15 protein-coding genes and 1 pseudogene are annotated in these 18,667 nt (G+C 41.9%); 12 read left to right on the top strand and 4 right to left on the bottom strand.

All coding sequences use genetic code 11. The features are described 5' to 3' along the window. The 6 genes from KYJ26_RS24265 to KYJ26_RS21115 form a co-directional block, all read left to right on the top strand. Window positions 1-231, top strand: a 231-nt coding sequence (locus KYJ26_RS24265; protein ID WP_307514181.1) for a hypothetical protein, incomplete at its 5' end; no start/stop codon positions are given. A gap of 105 nt (window positions 232-336) precedes the next feature. Further along, window positions 337-1,866, top strand: a complete 1,530-nt coding sequence (locus KYJ26_RS21135) for an AbgT family transporter (RefSeq protein ID WP_219169770.1) — start codon at window positions 337-339, stop codon at window positions 1,864-1,866. Window positions 1,867-1,979: 113 nt separating this feature from the next. Then, window positions 1,980-2,426: a VanZ family protein gene (locus KYJ26_RS24410; RefSeq protein ID WP_219169769.1), complete on the top strand. Its 447-nt coding sequence runs from the start codon at window positions 1,980-1,982 to the stop codon at window positions 2,424-2,426. Between the two features lie 200 nt (window positions 2,427-2,626). Next, the gene (locus tag KYJ26_RS21125) at window positions 2,627-5,833 is read left to right on the top strand and encodes a chitobiase/beta-hexosaminidase C-terminal domain-containing protein (RefSeq protein ID WP_219169768.1); all 3,207 of its coding nucleotides are present in this window, start codon (window positions 2,627-2,629) and stop codon (window positions 5,831-5,833) included. A gap of 125 nt (window positions 5,834-5,958) precedes the next feature. Continuing rightward, entirely contained in the window at window positions 5,959-6,621 is a 663-nt protein-coding gene (locus KYJ26_RS21120; protein ID WP_219169766.1) for a hypothetical protein, read from the top strand. Between the two features lie 54 nt (window positions 6,622-6,675). Further along, a complete protein-coding gene (locus tag KYJ26_RS21115; protein ID WP_219169764.1) occupies window positions 6,676-7,953 on the top strand; it encodes a DUF3221 domain-containing protein in 1,278 nt (425 codons plus the stop codon). Window positions 7,954-8,003: 50 nt separating this feature from the next. Here KYJ26_RS21115 and KYJ26_RS21110 read toward each other — a convergent pair whose 3' ends face one another. Both KYJ26_RS21110 and trhO read right to left on the bottom strand, forming a co-directional pair. After that, window positions 8,004-9,197 carry a LysM peptidoglycan-binding domain-containing protein gene (locus tag KYJ26_RS21110; RefSeq protein WP_219169762.1) on the bottom strand — a complete coding sequence of 398 codons (1,194 nt, stop codon included), beginning with the start codon at window positions 9,195-9,197 and terminating at the stop codon, window positions 8,004-8,006. 276 nt (window positions 9,198-9,473) lie between these two features. Further along, window positions 9,474-10,439 carry an oxygen-dependent tRNA uridine(34) hydroxylase TrhO gene (gene trhO / locus KYJ26_RS21105; RefSeq protein ID WP_219169760.1) on the bottom strand — a complete coding sequence of 322 codons (966 nt, stop codon included), beginning with the start codon at window positions 10,437-10,439 and terminating at the stop codon, window positions 9,474-9,476. 342 nt (window positions 10,440-10,781) lie between these two features. Between trhO and KYJ26_RS21100 the strand changes: the two genes are divergently transcribed. Beyond that, entirely contained in the window at window positions 10,782-12,788 is a 2,007-nt protein-coding gene (locus KYJ26_RS21100; RefSeq protein ID WP_219169757.1) for a penicillin-binding transpeptidase domain-containing protein, read from the top strand. Window positions 12,789-12,901: 113 nt separating this feature from the next. Beyond that, window positions 12,902-13,978, top strand: a pseudogene (locus KYJ26_RS21095) (SDR family oxidoreductase). A 94-nt stretch (window positions 13,979-14,072) separates the two neighbouring features. Here KYJ26_RS21095 and KYJ26_RS21090 read toward each other — a convergent pair. Beyond that, window positions 14,073-14,312 (bottom strand): hypothetical protein, encoded by a 240-nt coding sequence (locus tag KYJ26_RS21090; RefSeq protein WP_219169755.1) that lies wholly within the window; start codon window positions 14,310-14,312, stop codon window positions 14,073-14,075. Between the two features lie 176 nt (window positions 14,313-14,488). Between KYJ26_RS21090 and KYJ26_RS21085 the strand changes: the two genes are divergently transcribed. Together KYJ26_RS21085 and gloA2 are read left to right on the top strand one after the other, a co-directional pair. Continuing rightward, the gene (locus tag KYJ26_RS21085; protein ID WP_219169753.1) at window positions 14,489-15,415 is read left to right on the top strand and encodes a manganese-dependent inorganic pyrophosphatase; all 927 of its coding nucleotides are present in this window, start codon (window positions 14,489-14,491) and stop codon (window positions 15,413-15,415) included. A gap of 71 nt (window positions 15,416-15,486) precedes the next feature. Then, window positions 15,487-15,873 carry an SMU1112c/YaeR family gloxylase I-like metalloprotein gene (gene gloA2 / locus KYJ26_RS21080; RefSeq protein ID WP_219169751.1) on the top strand — a complete coding sequence of 129 codons (387 nt, stop codon included), beginning with the start codon at window positions 15,487-15,489 and terminating at the stop codon, window positions 15,871-15,873. A gap of 226 nt (window positions 15,874-16,099) precedes the next feature. Here gloA2 and KYJ26_RS21075 read toward each other — a convergent pair whose 3' ends face one another. Then, complete coding sequence (locus KYJ26_RS21075) at window positions 16,100-16,567, bottom strand: NUDIX hydrolase (RefSeq protein ID WP_219169749.1); 468 nt, start codon at window positions 16,565-16,567, stop codon at window positions 16,100-16,102. A gap of 217 nt (window positions 16,568-16,784) precedes the next feature. Here KYJ26_RS21075 and KYJ26_RS21070 point away from each other — a divergent pair, with 217 nt between their 5' ends. Both KYJ26_RS21070 and KYJ26_RS21065 read left to right on the top strand, forming a co-directional pair. Continuing rightward, window positions 16,785-17,690 (top strand): helix-turn-helix domain-containing protein, encoded by a 906-nt coding sequence (locus KYJ26_RS21070; protein ID WP_219169748.1) that lies wholly within the window; start codon window positions 16,785-16,787, stop codon window positions 17,688-17,690. A 24-nt stretch (window positions 17,691-17,714) separates the two neighbouring features. Next, entirely contained in the window at window positions 17,715-18,605 is an 891-nt protein-coding gene (locus tag KYJ26_RS21065; RefSeq protein ID WP_219169747.1) for a helix-turn-helix domain-containing protein, read from the top strand. The last annotated feature ends 62 nt before the right edge of the window (window positions 18,606-18,667 follow it).

The following is an 18,667-nucleotide window of genomic DNA, read 5'->3' as shown; positions in this document are numbered from 1 at the left end:
GGAGTGCAAGACGAAGACTCCTGCGGGAAAAGCGGAATAGGTGAGACCCCGCAGGAGCGACAGCGACGAGGAGGCTCGCCTTCCGCCCGAGGAAAGCGTAGTCTTGCACGGAAATCAACAGCGGTGTTACACATAATCTTATTGTGCGTCTTTAGAGTATATAGATTTAGTTATGTCCCGGCCCCTTATTTTACGAAAATCCCCATAATCCGTAAATTAAAAATTTTCTAATAAATATTTAATTTTAAAGAGGAATTGAGCGTTTCATATCGAAATACTTATTAACGGAAGTAAAAAGGAATTATTCCTTAAAACATTAAACGAAGGAGTGACCTCATGACAAATCCAAATTTAGAGAGTCATCCACCTCAAAAGGAGAAGGGATTTCTTCGATTTTTAGGCGGGATTGAAAAGGTAGGGAATAAGCTTCCCGACCCATTTATGTTATTTGTGTACTTATCTGTTTTTATTGTCCTTTTTTCATGGTTTATTTCAAGCTTAGGCGTCACGGTCGTACATCCTAAAAACGGGGAAGTACTGCCCATTAAAAGTCTTGTGTCAGGCGAGGGGCTCCAATATATCCTCACCTCCATGCTCGATAACTTCACCGGGTTCGCGCCCCTTGGCCTGGTGCTCGCTATGATGCTCGGTATCGGGCTTGCTGAAAAAGTGGGATTACTTGAAACAGCCATAAAGAAAACGGTATTAAACGCTCCAAAAGGATTGATTACATACGCGGTCATTATGGTGGGGATCATGGGGAATCTTGCGTCAGATGCAGCGTTCGTCATCATTCCGCCACTCGCCGCCATGATTTTCTATACAGTGGGCAGGCATCCACTGGCAGGACTTGCCGCAGGCTTCTCGGGCGTCGGTGCAGGATTCACGGCAAACTTCATCATCACCGGCACCGACGCCTTGCTTGCAGGGATCTCAACAGAAGCGGCCAAAGCGTTCGAAGTCACCGTTACGCCGGTGGATAACTGGTATTTCATGATCACATCCGTTGTGTTCCTGACCATCGTCGGGGCATTTGTAACGGAAAAGATCGTGGAGCCACGACTGGGAACGTATAAAGGAAAAGTCGATAAAGTGTTAGAAGAAGAAAGTCCTTTAGAAGGAAAAGCGTTACGGAATGCAACATTAGCAGGATTGGCATTTGTTCTGCTTTTGGTCGTCTCCATTGCCTGGCCAAACTCACCGATGCGAAATGAAGATGGCGGACTCATCCCATCTACCTTCCTATCGGGCATCATCCCTATCACTCTATTATTTTTCATTATCATCGGAGTCGCATATGGAGTGACAGTAAAGAAGATTCAATCAACAAGAGACATTCCTAAATATATGACCGAAGCCATGAAAGACATGGGCGGCTATATCGTGCTGATCTTCGCTGCTGCGCAATTCATCGCCTACTTCGACTGGACCAATCTTGGAACATGGGTCGCGGTCAGCGGGGCGAATTTCCTGGAATCGATCAATATGACAGGGCTCGCAGGCATCATCGGATTTGTCCTGTTGACGGCATTGTTGAATCTACTGATCTTCAGTGGCTCCGCTCAGTGGGCACTGGAGGCACCAATCTTCATCCCGATGTTCGCAACACTCGGATATAATCCGGCGTTCGTTCAAGCAGCTTATCGCATCGCAGATTCATCGACGAATATCATTACGCCAATGAATCCATACATTATCGTCATCCTTGCGTTTATGAGGGAATACGATAAGAAAGCGGGACTCGGAACCTTGATTTCGCTTATGCTTCCTTATACGATTGCCTTCTTGTCAGTTTGGATCGTATTACTTCTTGCGTTTGCTTTGTTGGGGATTCCGTTTGGACCTGGCGTGGGGGTTTATTTGTAGGGTTATTAAGAATAAGGCTTACTCCGGAAACGACGTATCGTTTTCGAAGTAGGTCTTTTTTTATTATAGATAGTCACTATTTTGGACAGATTGATAGGTGAGGTGTAGTGATTATGAAAGTATTAGCGGTATTCCTATTTTCCCTATTAATCTTTATCCTGACCTGTACCAAGAACGTACATGACCTAATTCTATATCAACAGGTCTATTTTCAATGGAATGATCAACCTGATGTTAGTAAGTTCTTCGTTTTTACAGACTACCCATTTCATTCTTCCACGTATGTATTTCAGAAAATGGGACATGGTATGTTCTTTTTCCTATTTTCCTTCTTATTAAGCAGAGTGACTTACTCTTACAAAGTTGTCTTGGCACTAGGGGTCTCTTATGCACTCGTAACCGAAATTGCACAACTGTTTTTTACAAGAACAGGATGTTTATTGGACGTGTTTTACGATTCAATTGGAGTATTGTCTTATTGCTCACTGATCCTAATGACTAAGTTGCCTTATTTTCGTCAGGTGGGTTCAAAAAGAACAATCTTCCGAAAACATTTATAGTTAATAAGTCTATCGATCTTTCATGATATACGATTCAATCATACGTCAAAGATAAGGAAAATAGTACTAAGTAAAAAGATTCATCTTTTCAAAAATGAAGAATTTACTCAATATTTACACTTATTTTGACAATTCCTGTTGTAAAATGGAAAGTGTTGGCCCTCGGGCCGGTAAACTATTCATGAACAGGAGGAAGAGTAATGAATCATAAAAAAGTAAGACGAAAGACATTAAGTTTGTGCATTGTCTCAAGCATGGCTTTAAGCCTTATGGCACCTACCGTTTCAAAGCATGTATCCGCTGCAGATAATGCGTTTCAGGATCTTATCATATCTGAATATATCGAAGGTTCAAGTTACAACAAAGCACTCGAACTATACAACGGAACAGGTGCAGATATCGATCTATCAAACTACTCCTTGGAATTACATACAAATGGTGCAGAAACAGCAAGTAATAAACTTCAACTATCAGGGATTCTCAAGGCTGAAGAGGTATTCGTACTGGCTCATCCAAGTTCCGCTGAAGCTATTAAGTCAAAAGCTGATATTGAGAATGGATCCGTCATTAACTTTAACGGAAACGATCCTATTACATTAAAGAAAAATGACACCGTCATCGATTCGATTGGACAAGCGGGTTTATCTGCCAATTTTGCAGCAGACGTCACCCTTGTTCGAAAAGATGCAGTGATGACAGGTGATGTTGATGTAACCGATAGCTTTGATTCCACGGTTGAATGGAACTCATATTCTAAAGATACTTCTACTTATCTCGGATCTCATTTATCAGGAGATACGCCTTCAGAGCCAACGCCAATCGAACTATCTACCATTGCCGAAGCCCGTACAGCTACTAAAGGCACAACGGTAAAAGTACAAGGTGTCGCAACAGCTTCCTTTGAAGCAGGTGGACAAACTAACCTGTTCATTCAGGATGGTACGGCAGGCGTCATCATCCGCGGAAACGGCCTTACTGCACAACCAGGTGATGAAGTGACAGCCGAAGGTGTATTGAACGACTATTATGGAATGCAGCAAATTGAAACAACCGCTTCAAAGGTGGAAATCACTACGGAAGACAAAGGAATTCCTGCACCGACATCTCTTGTCTCTACTGACCTTTCAGCTGAAAATGGGGAAGAGCATGAAGGAATGCTTGTTGAATTTACTGATGTGACAGTGGAAGCGAAGGACAGCAATGGCAACTTCACTGCAACAGACAGTTCTGGACAATTTGTTATTAAACCAAGTGACAGCTCCCTTCTGGAAATAGGGAAAACCTACGAAATTCTTCGCGGGGTTGTCGACTATAACTATAACGAATACAAATTGGTTCCACGTAATTCTTCAGACGTCATTGAAAACGCCTTCTCTGTAACGGCAAATCCTGCTGGAGGCTCCGTGACTGAAGGAACAACGGTTACCTTACAGACGGCAACGACAGGTGGATCTATCCATTACACTACTGATGGAACGGCACCTACTGTTTCAAGCCCGGAATATTCAGCGCCTATCGAACTGACATCCAATACGACCATTAAAGCAATCGTAACAAAAGATGGCGAAACAAGTGAAGTGGCGACTTTCACTTACAAAGTGCTTAAATCGGCAGATGGATTAAGCATTCATGACATTCAGGGAGATTCACATACTTCTCCTTATGAAAGCATGAATGTATCCAATGTAGAGGGGATTGTCACAGCAAAAGCAGGTTCCAATGCGTTTTATATGCAGGAAGAGAATCCTGATGATGACATTGCCACTTCAGAAGGAATTTATGTCTATGCAAGAGGAAACACCGTAAAAGTCGGTGACAAAGTGAACGTCTCCGGACAAGTGAAAGAGTGGAGAGAAGATGGATATTCAGATGCCAAAGATCTTCTAACGACTCAAATCACAGCATCGGCAGTGACTACTGTATCGTCTGATAATACTGTACCGGCAGCTGTTGTCATTGGAGAAGACCGCACACCGCCGACGGAAATCATCGAGGACGATGAAATGACGTCATTCGATCCAGAGACGGACGGTCTTGATTTCTATGAAAGCCTTGAAGGAATGCTGATTGAAATTCCTGACGGTACGATTACTGGTCCCGTCAAATATGATGAACTGCCTGTCATCGTGAATACCAGTGAAGATCAGCTTCGCACCAGAGCAGGGGGAATCTTGATTTCACCTGAAGACTATAATCCTGAGCGCATGCTGATTGACGTGGATGGATTGAACATCAACGCTAAGACAGGAGATACCCTGGATGGTTCGATTGTCGGAAATGTAAGCTATGATTATAGCAACTTCAAGATCCGCCCGGCTGGTGAATTCCCATCTATCGTCGACGGTGGAACGGATCGACAAGTGACAACCATCAAGCCAAAGAAAAATGAATTGACGGTTGCTTCCTACAATATTGAGAATTTCTATGCCGGTACAGATGCGGATAAAGTAGGGAAAATTGCAGAGTCCATCGTTTCAAATATGAAAAAACCGGATATCATCGGTCTGATCGAAGTGCAGGACAATAACGGCCCTACAGATGATGGAACGACGGATGCAAGTGAATCGTTCCAAACGATCATTAAAGCCATTGAAGAAAAGGGTGGCCCGACATACAAATTTACAAACATCGATCCATTAGATAAAACGGACGGAGGGCAGCCTGGTGGGAATATCCGAGTCGGCTTCCTTTACAACCCGGAACGTGTGGAATTAACGGATAAACAAGCCGGAGATGCTGTAACGGCAGTCGGAGTGACGAAGGATGGACTGACTCACAATCCGGGACGCATCGATCCGACAAATGAGGCATTCGAAGATTCCCGCAAACCACTAGCGGCAGAATTCGAATTTAACGGAGAAAAGGTTGTCGTTGTAGCCAATCACCTGAATTCAAAGGGTGGAGACGGAGCACTGTTCGGTGCCGATCATCCAGTGGTACTTGGCAGTGAAGCACAACGCATCAAACAGGCAACAGTAATCAATGATTTTGTAAATGAGTTGGAAAATAATATGAAAAACGCGAATGTCGTGGTTCTTGGGGACATGAACGACTTCGAATTCTCAGCTCCAATTAAAACGCTTGAAGGTGACGTCTTAACGGATATGATGAACAAACTGCCTGCAGCAGAGCGTTACACATACAATTACCAGGGGAATGCCCAAGTTCTCGATCATATCTTGGTATCGAACAACTTAGCGAAAAAAGCAGATATCGATACGGTCAACATCAACTCTGATTTCAGTGAAGAAGATGGACGTGCAAGTGATCATGATCCAGTCCTTGCACAAATTAAAATCAAGAAGAGTCATGATGTGAAAGATAAGGTGTGGGATTTCTTGAGTCAGTATGAGAACTTTGTGGCTTGGTTCAAGAAATTATTGGAATGGAAACAATTATTACCTTAACATGAAGGCTAATCCAGTGAATGAATGGACAACTACCATTGTGTAGTTGTCTTTTTTTGTTTTGTAACTATTATCCATTTCAAACGTCATATTCAATATAACCCAAAAATATAAAGGAAGAGTGTATGAAATTATTTTGGAGATATATTTTTATTTTTGGGCTGGTAATGAATATGGTTTGTTGTGATAGTGTTGACCAGGATAGAAGAATAAACAATAACCAAGAGACATTTGAAACAATAAATATTACGAATAACAGAGAAATAATTGCCAAACTCGATCAAACGGTTCAAAAAACACCAAAATGGGACCAATTAGTTAAAGAAATAAGAGAGGGAGAGGATTACAATATTGGTCACTTTAATAAAAGCCGAGAGAAACTTGTTGAAGAATTGGCTATTCAAACAGTAGTAATAGAGTCTGTCATTCCGCTATTGGAGAATATTTACGGTGGGCGGAGTGGATTTGAAAAAGAGGGAGTTATCTTCTCTGAGGAAGGGTTTTGGATAGGTATTAAAGACCCGGATCGTCGTTTGGAAAAAATTGTGGCAGAACTTCAAAAAAAGGTAGACGAAGGGGAAATAAAAGCTGATTCCATTAATATTTTCCGTACACTTTATACTACTTTTGAAAATAATCGCCTGATGAGAGAAGTTAACGATAAAATCAACCAGATTTCAGTGGGACGTGGTGATATAGGAAGAAGCGTTTCGGCAGTATCTGCGAGCTCAGATACTGGAAATATAGAAATTGGACACAATGGTCTGACTGAAGAGCAGAGTAAATAGCCTTTACCATTTATGTGCTGGGGATTTTTATACCTGAGAAAAAAGGATGATTATATGAAAAAACAATTAACATATCTCCTCATAACCGTGACGTTTTTGTCCTTATCGGCTTGTGGAAACGCTAGTAAAGTTGGAACAGTCGATCAAAGCCAAAATGATGATCAAACTCAATCCGCCATAACCCCAAACAATTCTGGCTGGAAAACCATTGAGACCGTAAGTGAGCGAAATATCATTGCCAAACTTGAACAAACAGTACAAGAAACACCCAAATGGAATCAAACTATACAAAAAGCAAAAGATAGCGACGACTTCAAACAAGGTTTATACGGAAAACCCACTGATGATCTAGCAATAGAAATGGCTATTCAAACAGTTGTTGGAAATACGGTTATACCACTCCTGGAAGAAATATATGGAGGTTACAAAGGTTTAGATGAAGCGGGAGTTATCTTTTATGATAGAAAGAGCATGGGAGCGGAGCAATCTGGGTTCTGGATTGGTATTAAAGAACCGGATGATCGATTGAAAAGATTCATAACAGAAATGCAGAAGAAGGTAGATGCTGGAGAAGTAAAAGCAAAATATCTTAATATCTTCTATGCTCCTTATACGACAGATGAGAACAACCTTTTAACGGACAAAGTAAATAAAAAAGTGAGGGCCATTGCTAAAAAGCATGAGACGCCGGATCGCTTAGCCGGTGGAGTCTCGGTGGATACTATAACCGGGAATATTGAAATTGAACATAACTTTCTCACTGAAGACCAAAAAGAAGGATTGATTGATGCTTTTCCAACTCGGAAGGTCGTCTTTCATCAGCAAGGTCGGCTTGTTCCAAAGAAAGGAGAGAAGGACACAACTTATCCTGAAGAAACTTACACGAAGAATCCTTCAAAAGAAGGAGAATACGTTATGAGTCTTGGAGATAAGGGTATGCTCCTTATTTCTGCTCAGTCAATGGACTTTAGTGAAACGGAAGGCGAGAAGGAATTTTATTCAGCTACAAGATATAAGTTTCCAAAAGCCTCTCAAAAATTGCACGTTGGTCAAAGGGTGAATGTAGAAGCATCCGGACCCATCATGGAATCCTATCCTGGTCAGGGAACAGCTCTCTATGTGGACGTTCTTCCGGAGTATAAGCCTGATCAAGCAGATTTGTCGGAATCAAAAGTGGTTCAGTTGGGGATTGAAAAAGCAGAGGATGATCAAAACCATCATGTCCTTTCGATCCGCGATCTTTCCTATAATGAAAAATCAGATCAGTGGACCATTATCTTCGTCAGGGATAAAGAAGTAATCGAGGTTGTCATCCCTGATGAGAAAAAGTAGGTAACCAGAAAAAGAGTTCATGGACTCAATCTCCATGAACTCTTTTATCATCAATACAATCTCTTAAATCCATCAAACTTGGAGCTCCAATATGAGTCACTCAAGCTAGTAATCTCCACGCCATTGTCACCAGCATGGATGAATTGATTCTCACCTAAATAAATTCCAAGGTGTGAGATGCCTTTTTTATAGGTGTTTTCAAAGAAAACTAAATCACCGGGTTTTGGACTGTCAACGTAATAGGACCGGCTGTAGTAGCCTTCACTAGAGTATCTTTTCATTGTTTGGCCGGCCTGCTTATGGACGTAATAAATGAATCCGCTGCAATCAAAGCCGGCAGGTGTCGTGCCACCCCATACATAGGGAGTGCCTAGTAGTAATTTTGCCTGAGTGATTACATCAGTACTGCTCTGTGGCAAACTTCCGGGGGAGGAAGGATTGATCGAATGACCAATAGAAAGGACCTGACCAGCGAAAATGCGATCATTAGTTAAGCTATTCCATATTTTTAAGTCCTGTAAGGTGACTTTATATCGATTGGCAATGGCTGATAAAGAATCTCCAGGCTGTACGGTATATTTCCTGGTTTCTGTCGTCGTTTCGGGAATGGTGTGTTTCTCTTCCGCTTGGGCACCTGTGGAATTGACTGTTTTCAACTGCTGACCGATATAAATCGTATCCTTTGTCAAACCATTCAGATCTTTAATCTGCTGAATAGTCATGCCAAGCCTTGCGCTGATATGGGATAAAGTATCACCTGATTTTACTGTGTATGTAGCTGTTTGCTGAGTAACGGGCTGACTCGGTTCATATGTATCGGGTGATGAAGAACTGTTCGATACACTCAGTTTCTGTCCTGGAAATATCAAATGATTAGTCAAATTATTGCGTTTCATCAGTTCTGTAACAGACATAGAGTGTAAGTTTGCGATCTTTCCAAGAGTATCACCGGACTTAACCTCATATGATTTGGTTTGCACAGTGATGGGTTTAGGCAGATCAGTTTTTGGTTTGGTTTGAGGAAGAGAGCTTGTTTGGACAATCTTTAGCACTTGGTTTGGAAATATAGCATCTCTCGACAAGTTGTTCAATGCTTTTAAATCATTCACATTTGTATTATATTTTTTTGAGATCGACCATAAAGATTCTCCGGACTCCACTTTATGGGTGCTGGCAGAAGCATGTGCAATGAAACCGGAAGATAAAATTGCCGTTGTCGTCACTGTTACGATCGCTTTTTTCAATTGTCTGTTCTCCTTTTCAACATGGAATATTGGTTGATTCCGACATCTTTTATCATATAGTGGAAGATTATAGTATTAATTAGAATATATCATAAAATATTGTTGGGAAGTCTAAATTTTTTGAAAGTTAGTGTAGGAAAAAGGGATTATATAAAGTGGAGATAACCTGAATGTGAAGATTCAAAAGATGTAGTTTTGGCGTTATATCAGAAGTGAAGATGAAAACAAAACAAAACGCCTGGAGATTTCTCCAGGCGTTTTGTTTTTTATATTCAATTAAACCTTAGCTGTTTCCTTTTCACGCTCAATCACTGCCAAACGCTCTGCCACTTCTTCTTCTGTCAAACCATGCTCCATAACATAGCGGTTCTCAGGGCTCTTGCGGCACTCATCAGAGCAGCTTCTCATATATTTATGCTCATTTTCTTCAGAGCAAAGGATTTTACGGTTACATGGCGGGTGTGCGCAGTTTACGTAGCGCTCACAAGGCTCGCCAGTGTAGTAGTCTTTCCCTACTACGACATGTTCTGTCTGATTGACAGGAACACCGATACGCTCGTCGAATACATAAAGCTGACCGTCCCACAGTTGACCTTTTACTTCAGGGTCTTTTCCGTAGGTTGCAATACCACCGTGCAGCTGTGCCACATTCTCAAAGCCTTCTTTCACTAACCAGCCTGAGAATTTTTCACAGCGGATACCACCAGTACAATACGTGATAATTTTCTTGCCTTCCAGTAAATCTTTATTGTCGCGGACCCAGTTCGGAAGATCGCGGAAGTTCTTGATATCCGGCTTCACGGCTCCTCTGAAGTGTCCCAATTCATATTCATAGTCATTACGGGCATCAAGAAGAATCGTATCTTCCTGCTGGATTTGTTCAAAGAAATCCTTTGGCTCAAGGTACTCACCCGTAAGCTCATTAGGATTCACATCATCTTCAAGACGAAGGGTCACAAGCTCTGGACGATGCTTGACCTTCAATTTCTTGAACGCATGCTCGTCTGCTTCGTCAATTTTGAATACAGTGTCCTTGAAATGAGGATCCTGTCTCATTGCTTCCATATACGCATCTGTCTGCTCGATCGTTCCAGAGCATGTTCCGTTGATTCCTTCAGATGAAATCAGGATGCGTCCCATCAGGCCAAGATCCGAGCACAGTTGTTTGTGCTGGGCAGTGACTTCTTCCGGGTTCTCGATGTCTACATAGTTGTAATACAGTAATACGCGATAATCTTTCATGTTTATTTCCACCTATCGATATATATTTGCAAGATATAATCTTAGGATTCAGTTCCTTATTACTCTTACGATGTACTATTATAACAAATTTTTATGAAATTGCATCATGTGTGGGTGAGAAATGCTGGGGATTGTGAGGAAAAGGTGGTGGAAATTGGGTTTGATGGATTGGTTTTGGTGATGGTGGTTTGATATATACCCATCGTTAAATCCCGACAAATCTTGTCGTGGGATAGAAGGACATACCCCATCAAAACAAAGAATATAAATACATTAAATTTGTAAATATGGATACGATTTGAAACAATGATAGTAACAAATCATAAGGGGCTGTCACTACATATGGTCAAAAAAATCATGCTGCTCTGTCTCTTCGCTGCTCTCAGTATAATGGTCGCCGGATGTCAGGAGAAACCACAGCCTGATGATCGCCTGCAGGAATACGTGGATCTATGGAATAAAGAAAAATTTGATCGTATGTTTTCAGGCTACGCAAATTCTTCAACCAAGGATACATACAATAAGGAGGATTTCGTCACGAGATATAAAGACATTTATAAAGATCTTGAAGTGAAGGATGTAAAAATAGCCTTTAATAAGCCGGAAAAAGAAATCGACTGGGACAAAGAAACGAATGCGAAATTCCCCATGACCATTTCGTTTAAAACTCTCGCCGGTGAAGTGTCGTATAAAAAAGATGTCACCCTGACAAAAGAAAATAAAGATGATGAAGAAAACTGGTTAGTGAAGTGGGATCCTTCGTTCATCCTGCCTGAAATGGAAAAAGGTGATAAAGTCGGTGTGGAGAGCATTTCGGCCAAGCGAGGGGAAATCCTTGACCGGAATCAGCAGCCTCTTGCCATCAACGGGGAAGCGTTTGAGCTTGGAATCGTACCGAAAGAATTCAATGACAATGATTTGAACAAGCTGGCCAAATTACTGGATATGTCACCTGAGTCCATTCAGAGTAAGTTGGATCAGACCTGGGTGAAGCCGGAATTTTTTGTCCCTATCAAAAAAATCGCCTTATCTGAACGACCTTTAGCTCTTGAGGTGATTGAACTGGGAGGACTTTACTCTAAGCGGGTGGCGGTAAGGGAATACCCTTACGGAGAAGCCACTGCCCATCTCACAGGCTATATCGGAAAGCTTACGGCAGAGAAATTGGAGAAGCTCAAAGACAAAGGCTATACCGCTCAGTCCTTGATGGGCTTAAGCGGTGCAGAGGAAGTCTATGAAGATCAGCTCCGAGGAAAAGACGGACAGCGTATTTATCTGAAGAAACAGGACTCAGAAGACACCGTCACCGTAGCAGAACAGCCCGTACAGGATGGGAAGAACATCACTCTCACCATCGATGCCGAGATGCAAAAGAAGATATATGCACAAATGAAGGATGAACCTGGAACGGCAGCTGCCCTCAATCCCCAAACGGGAGAGGCACTAGCCCTTGTGAGCACACCTGCCTATAATCCGAATGATTTCGTGTTGGGGATATCTTCGGAGAAATATAAAACATTGGCAGATGATCCTAAAAAGCCGCTCCGTAACCGATTCCCTCTTGCGTATTCACCAGGATCAACTATGAAAGGGATCACCGCTTCCGTCGGTCTGAAATCCGGCAAACTGGACCCTGCTAAAATCTATGATATCAAGGGGAAGACGTGGAAAAAGGATGAATCATGGGGAAATTATAAGGTTGTTCGCGTTTTTGATAATGAAAGCAGGGTGGATCTGGAAAGCGCCCTTAAATTCTCGGATAACATCTATTTCGCCCGAGTGGGATTAGAGATGGGAGCTGACACCTTTATTACAGGCTTGAAGGATTTCGGCTTCGGCGAAGAAATCCCTATGTCCTATCCAATCTACAAATCACAAGTGTCGAACGACGGCAGCATCTCCAAGGAAGTCCAGCTGGCTGACTCTGCATTCGGACAGGGGCAGGTGCTGATGAGCATCGTTCACCTGGCCAGTGCTTACGGCGGGATCATCAATAATGGAAACATGATGGAGCCAAGACTTCTAAAGGACGAAGAACAAATGGTGTGGAAGAAAGATCTGCTTTCAAAAGAACAGGCAGACATGTTGAAGACCAATTTGCGAAAAGTCGTCACAGAAGGAATCGCCGGCAAGGCAAGTGTAGAGGGGAAAGCGATCGCCGGGAAGACTGGGACGGCAGAGATCAAATCAGAGCAGGGGACGACGGGCACGGAAAATGGATTGTTCGTTTCCTATGATCAGAATGATCCGTCCATGGTTCTCGCTATGCTTCTGGAAGATGTACAGGACAAAGGGGGCAGCACCCATACCGTCCAAGTGGCCAAGAAATTCTATGATACCTGGAAATAAGTTCGGAAGAGAGGGGCAGATGCTCCTCTCTTTTGTCATCATGTGCTAACGATTCCGTTTTCAATTTGTGATATGATAAACGGAATGACCAACATGGTTGAAATTCAACAGGGGTGATCAATCTGAATATATTTTTAACGGGATCGACTGGGTTTCTTGGAGGAAGGCTCATCAAGAACCTTTTACACCATAAAGGGAATGAAGTCTATATTTTAGTGAGAAATGTAGAAAAGGCTGAGAGATTACGAGATGCTATGCAAGCCTCCCACTAAGGAAGAATTCATATTTTTCAAGGAGATATTACTGTTCCTCACGCCGGTTTGAGTGAGGAAGACCTGGAATGGCTGACCGGTAAGATAGATGCTGTCTACCATCTTGCTGCCCTTGTGAAGTTTGATCTTGACCTGCGGGATGAGCTGTTTGCGGCCAATTACGATGGCACGAAGCATATCCTGGAGCTGGCTGAAGTGCTTGGAGTGAAGAAGTTTTACTATGTGAGTACGGCCTACACAGTTGGGAAGCTCGCGAAAGGTGTGGAGGAACTTTACCCGCCAGACGGAGAATTCCATAACCCATATGAAGAAAGTAAAGTAAAATCGGAACACCTTGTATTTTCGTACCGCGACAAGATGGACGTATCCATCTTCCGGCCGGCCATCATTGTGGGCGACTCCAAGACCGGGGAAGCAGACTCGCAGTTTACCCTGTATGGATTCATGCGGGCCCTCGCGGTGTTTAAGCGAAAAACTGCACGACGAAAGGAAGAAGGGCGCACCTACAGATTGATTGCTGCGAAAAACGGTACATCCAATCTTGTACCCGTCGACTACGTAGCCGATATCCTAAGTCTGGCTCCTCACAAAGCTCAACCGGACAAAATCTATCATATTACAAATCCGCATCCACCAGAAAACATTGAACTGCTCAAGATGCTGAAAGAAGCCCTTCAATTTGAAAACCTATCGGTAGTGGAAAACACCGATGAGTATGAATTAGATGAGGAAGAAAAGAAGCTGAATAGCTTGATTGATGTGTTTGAGGTGTATCTGGCTGGGGCATTGACGTTTGATGATGGGAATACACAAGAACTGATTGTGGGGACAAATGTAGCACATCTGAAAATGTCGGAAGAAACGATTGAGATGATCATTCGTGCTGGAAGTGGGGAAGATGGAAAAGTGAGAGTATAATAACGGATCAGGGGCAGCTTGCCTCTGATTTTTTCTTTAACCATAAATCATGAAGTTATTTTAACAGGTCTGAGTGGGACAGCAAGCAGATCATCTATTGCTCCATTCCCACCCGTCTTTTTACTTTATGAAGCTCTCTTTTATGTTCCCAGTTTTCTTTCACCAGTTTCGTGATACTATCCTGGGTGTCCTGCTGGTTTTCTTCAAGTACGGTCATTCTGGATTCCAGCTTGTTCATGCGGCTTTCGGATTTTGTCATCCGCTCATTCATATTGTTTTCAAAACGAGTCATTTGTCCTTGAAGTTTTCTTATAGCTTGTAAAATCTGATCCATCTTATCGTTCACCTCCGTGTGCCAATATAACAACACAGAATCTGGGAATATTACCTTCACAATCACTGGAAAAAATCTTCCCCAAACATACGGTTTTGCTTCTATATATGGTAATATAAGAAAATGTAAAGAGAGAAATCAAAGTAGCAGATTACATATAGTTAGGAGAATGATCAATGAGTAAAACATTAATTTTCGGACACAAAAACCCGGACACAGATACGATCACATCTGCACTGGTTTATGCTGATTTGAAATCGAAAGTAGGTATGGACGTCGAGCCTGTACGTTTAGGTGAAGTGAACGGTGAAACACAATATGCCCTTGATTATTTCAAAGTCGAAGCACCCCGTTTAGTAGAAAAAGTCGCGGCTGAGACGGATACAGTCATCCTTGTCGATCACAATGAGCGTCAGCAAAGTGCGGAGGATATCGAGGAAGTACGCGTTCTTGAAGTTATTGATCACCATCGCATCGCGAACTTTGAAACAGCTGATCCCCTGTACTACCGCGCTGAGCCGGTTGGTTGTACAGCAACGATCTTAAACAAGATCTACAAGGAAAAAGGAGTAGAGGTTACGAAGGAAATGGCTGGACTAATGCTTTCAGCGATTATCTCGGATTCTCTATTATTTAAATCTCCAACCTGCACGGACGAAGATGTTGCAGCTGCTAACGAACTGGCTGAAATTGCAGGAGTTGACCCACAAGTATACGGCTTGGAAATGCTGAAAGCAGGAGCGAACATGAGCACGAAATCAGTTGCTGAACTCGTTACCCTTGATGCGAAGGAATTCTCCATGGGTAACGCGAAAGTGGAAGTGGCTCAAATCAATGTAGTCGACACGAATGATGTGTTTGGACGACAAGCAGAAGTGGAAGCGGCCATGGAAACGATGATCAAGGAAAAAGGATTGGACCTGTTCCTTCTAGTTGTAACGGATATTCTTGAAAATGACTCGACGGCACTTGCCCTTGGAAGCAAAGCGGCTGAAGTGGAGAAGGCGTTTAATGTATCTCTTCAAAATAACACGGCTCTATTAAAAGGCGTGGTATCCCGTAAGAAGCAGATCGTACCTGTGTTGACGGATGCGATGAAATAATAAAGGTGAAGGAGAAGGAGCAGTCTTTGGGCTGCTCCTTTTTTTGGTGATAAAAAAAGGAGAGGATTTAAATGAACTTCAAAAAAATCCACCACATCGCGATCATTTGCTCGGATTTTGTGGAATCTAAAGACTTTTATGTGAATAAAATCGGGTTTGAGGTGAAGCAGGAGATCTACAGGGAAAATAGAGACTCCTATAAGCTCGACCTTGCGTTACATGGCGACTATATTATTGAACTCTTTTCGTTTCCAGAAGCCCCTGCGCGTCCGAGTTATCCTGAAGCACAAGGACTGCGTCATTTAGCATTTGAAGTGGAGGATATAGAGAATGCAGTGAAGGAGCGGAGTCAGAAAGGGATTAAAACAGAAGATATTAGAATAGCCCCCTATACTGATAAAAAATTCACCATTTTTGAAGATCCGGATGGGCTGCCGTTGGAGATTTATGAAACCTGATAGAGGTCCGTCCCTCGAAAAAAAGAGCACTTCCCACTAGGGGAGGTGCCGTCTAAAGGTATTGTAATTTGTCGTACTTTTATTTAATCATATTAGTGAGGGTGGTGTATTTCTGTTCTCGTTACTTGAGTTGGGAATAGAAGGAGTTTAACGTCCTTTTAGTGGTTTTTTCTAACTAATTATTAAAATATTAATATTCTCTTGAAAAACGGATTCAAATCTCTACTTACCTGATAATTGGTGTTGTTTCTTTTCTTACCCAGTCTTCTATAAAAGGAGCTTGATGAGGGTTGATGTTTTTTGGTAGATCATCTTTTTCAAAATAGGATAGTTCGCTACTTTCATGATTCATTATAAGGGTTCCGCTATAGGCTTTGACATTGAAGACCAATTGGATACTAAACACTTTATCGCCATTACTGTACTGAGCAAAGCCATTAATCCCCGAATATATTCCAAACAACTCAAGTTCGTCTATCTGGAGATTCGTTTCCTCCAGCACTTCTCTTGTAACCGTCTGTTCAAATGTCTCACCTAACTCCATAAGTCCCCCTGGAATACCCCATTGATTAGTGCCAGCTCTATGTTGCAACAGGATTCGTTTGTGTTTGTCTTCAATGATAGCTCCACAACCGACTGTTAGAAGTGTTTCATTACCGATTAGGTTCCTCATTGATTTAATGTAATCATTCATCGTTTCATCTCCTTCATACAAAAAAAGAGCACGTCCCGCAAGGAGATGTGCTATCAAAAGGTATTGTAATTTGTCGTTAATTGTATTAAAACATAGATTTAGAATCCATGTATTCCCGGTCTGAAACTCTGAGGGAGAGGATATGAAGATTTACCTAAAGAAATTGCTTCATTTCTGATAAAATATAAATATATTAATATTATGGTGGTGAGGTATTGTGGACTATTCAGTCATCGGGAGAAAGATTAAAGAACTGAGGAAAGCCGTGGGATTGACTCAAGGTGAGCTGGCAGACGGTATATGCACCCAAGCATTGGTCAGTCGAATAGAGAAAGGGGATATCTATCCCAGTGCCACATCTTTATACCAAATTTCGCAAAAGCTGGGTGTGGATGTTAACTACTTTTTCGAGATTGGTATGACTCCCCGCCTTGATTATGTGAAAGAGGTTGAGCGTCAACTTAAGAAGCTTAGAGTGAAATTAAAATATGATGAAATCCTTGAAATTGTGAAAACGGAAGAGAAGAACCCCTTATTTCTAAATGATGAATCAAATCTCCAACTTCTATACTGGCATAAAGGAATTTATGTTAATGAAGTCGATAACAACAAAGAAGAAGCTCTGATTTTATTAGAGAAGGCACTTCTCTTAACTTATAATAAGAAAAAAGCCATGTCAGAGCGTGAGATGAATATTATGATCAGCATGGGCATTCTGGAATTCAGTCGTGGAAATTATGAGCGTGCATTAGACATTTACCAGGGTGTGAGTAATGCATTGACATATAGTAGTGACCAACTTAGCGATAAATCCATCAAAACCAGGCTGCTATATAATATCGCAAGGGTGCTGACGAGACTAGGGGAATATAAAGAATCTACCAGGTATTGTGAAGAAGGAATCAGATGGCTCATAGAAGAAGAAAACTTATATGGGTTCGCTCAATTGAATTATCATATCGGGTATAACTTGGAGCTGGAAGGGGAGTTACAGGAAGCATTACCGTATCTTGAGAAAGCCGCGATGCTATTTGATATTCAATATAATACGAAATTATCCTCGTTCATTGAAGTGAAGATAGACGAACTTCATGAAAAGATTCGAAAAGAAAATAAGGTTTAAATATCATATCCCGGGGGTGGATTGGTGGATTACTCTATCATTGGTAAGAAGATAAGGGAGTTACGTCAAGTCGTGGGGATTACTCAAGGCGAACTAGCAGAGGGCATTTGTACACAGGCACTGATCAGCCGAATTGAGAAAGGAGACATATATCCGAGCGCAACTGCTCTATACCAAATCTCTAAAAAGCTTGGGGTGGATGTGAACTACTTCTTCGAAATCGGAACGACTCCCCGTCTGGACTATGTGCTGGAGGTTGAAAGACAGCTAAGGAGACTAAGGGTGAAGCATCTCTATGGTGAAATGATGGACATTGTGAAAGTCGAAGAAAAGAACCCAAACTTCACACAAACCGAACCGAATATGCAGCTATTATTATGGCACCGGGCCATTTATACTCAGGAGATACTGAATGATAATATCGAGGCAAGATCTCTCCTCAATAGAGCGCTCGAATTAACGTATGATACCAAAAAGGCATTGTCAGAACGGGAAATGGAAATCCTTTTAAGTATAGGTAACATTGATTTTTCTGAAGAAAACTATGACGGGGCAATTACGTATTATGAGCAGGTTAAAAATGGGCTGACTGCGAGTGAATATATTCATGATAAGGCAGTCAAAACGCGATTGTTATATAACCTTGCCCGTCTTCATACACGAATGGGCCACTACGCCGAATCGAATAAGACTTGTATGGAGGCAATCCGCTGGAGTATTGATCAAGAGAATATGTATGGATTAGGACATATTCATTATCATATCGGATACAACTATGAGTTAATGAAGCAATATGAAAATGCGCTACCTTATTTTGATAAAGCTATATTTATCTTTGAACTCCAAGATGAGCATACCTACATAAATTATATTAAAAAGAAGAAAGAAGAAGTAATTCAATTTTCCAAAGGGTAATTGCGAATAATAATAGCACTGTTCTAATAAACTTCTCACATACATTAACCTGGCCATTCATA

Origin of the sequence: Rossellomorea orangium (assembly GCF_019334305.1) — a bacterium.
Classification (GTDB): domain Bacteria; phylum Bacillota; class Bacilli; order Bacillales; family Bacillaceae_B; genus Rossellomorea.
The sequence above is the reverse complement of the archived record's forward strand: the minus strand, read 5'-3'. Positions and strand labels throughout refer to the sequence as shown.

Excerpts from the sequence above, each read along its gene's own strand:
- KYJ26_RS21135 (WP_219169770.1), top strand. The coding sequence starts at position 337 with ATGACAAATCCAAATTTAGAGAGTCATCCACCTCAAAAGGAGAAGGGA.
- trhO (WP_219169760.1), bottom strand. The coding sequence starts at position 10,439 with ATGAAAGATTATCGCGTATTACTGTATTACAACTATGTAGACATCGAG.
- KYJ26_RS21115 (WP_219169764.1), top strand. The coding sequence starts at position 6,676 with ATGAAAAAACAATTAACATATCTCCTCATAACCGTGACGTTTTTGTCC.
- KYJ26_RS21085 (WP_219169753.1), top strand. The coding sequence starts at position 14,489 with ATGAGTAAAACATTAATTTTCGGACACAAAAACCCGGACACAGATACG.
- KYJ26_RS21120 (WP_219169766.1), top strand. The coding sequence starts at position 5,959 with ATGAAATTATTTTGGAGATATATTTTTATTTTTGGGCTGGTAATGAAT.
- gloA2 (WP_219169751.1), top strand. The coding sequence starts at position 15,487 with ATGAACTTCAAAAAAATCCACCACATCGCGATCATTTGCTCGGATTTT.
- KYJ26_RS21100 (WP_219169757.1), top strand. The coding sequence starts at position 10,782 with ATGGTCAAAAAAATCATGCTGCTCTGTCTCTTCGCTGCTCTCAGTATA.
- KYJ26_RS24410 (WP_219169769.1), top strand. The coding sequence starts at position 1,980 with ATGAAAGTATTAGCGGTATTCCTATTTTCCCTATTAATCTTTATCCTG.
- KYJ26_RS21075 (WP_219169749.1), bottom strand. The coding sequence starts at position 16,567 with ATGAATGATTACATTAAATCAATGAGGAACCTAATCGGTAATGAAACA.
- KYJ26_RS21090 (WP_219169755.1), bottom strand. The coding sequence starts at position 14,312 with ATGGATCAGATTTTACAAGCTATAAGAAAACTTCAAGGACAAATGACT.
- KYJ26_RS21125 (WP_219169768.1), top strand. The coding sequence starts at position 2,627 with ATGAATCATAAAAAAGTAAGACGAAAGACATTAAGTTTGTGCATTGTC.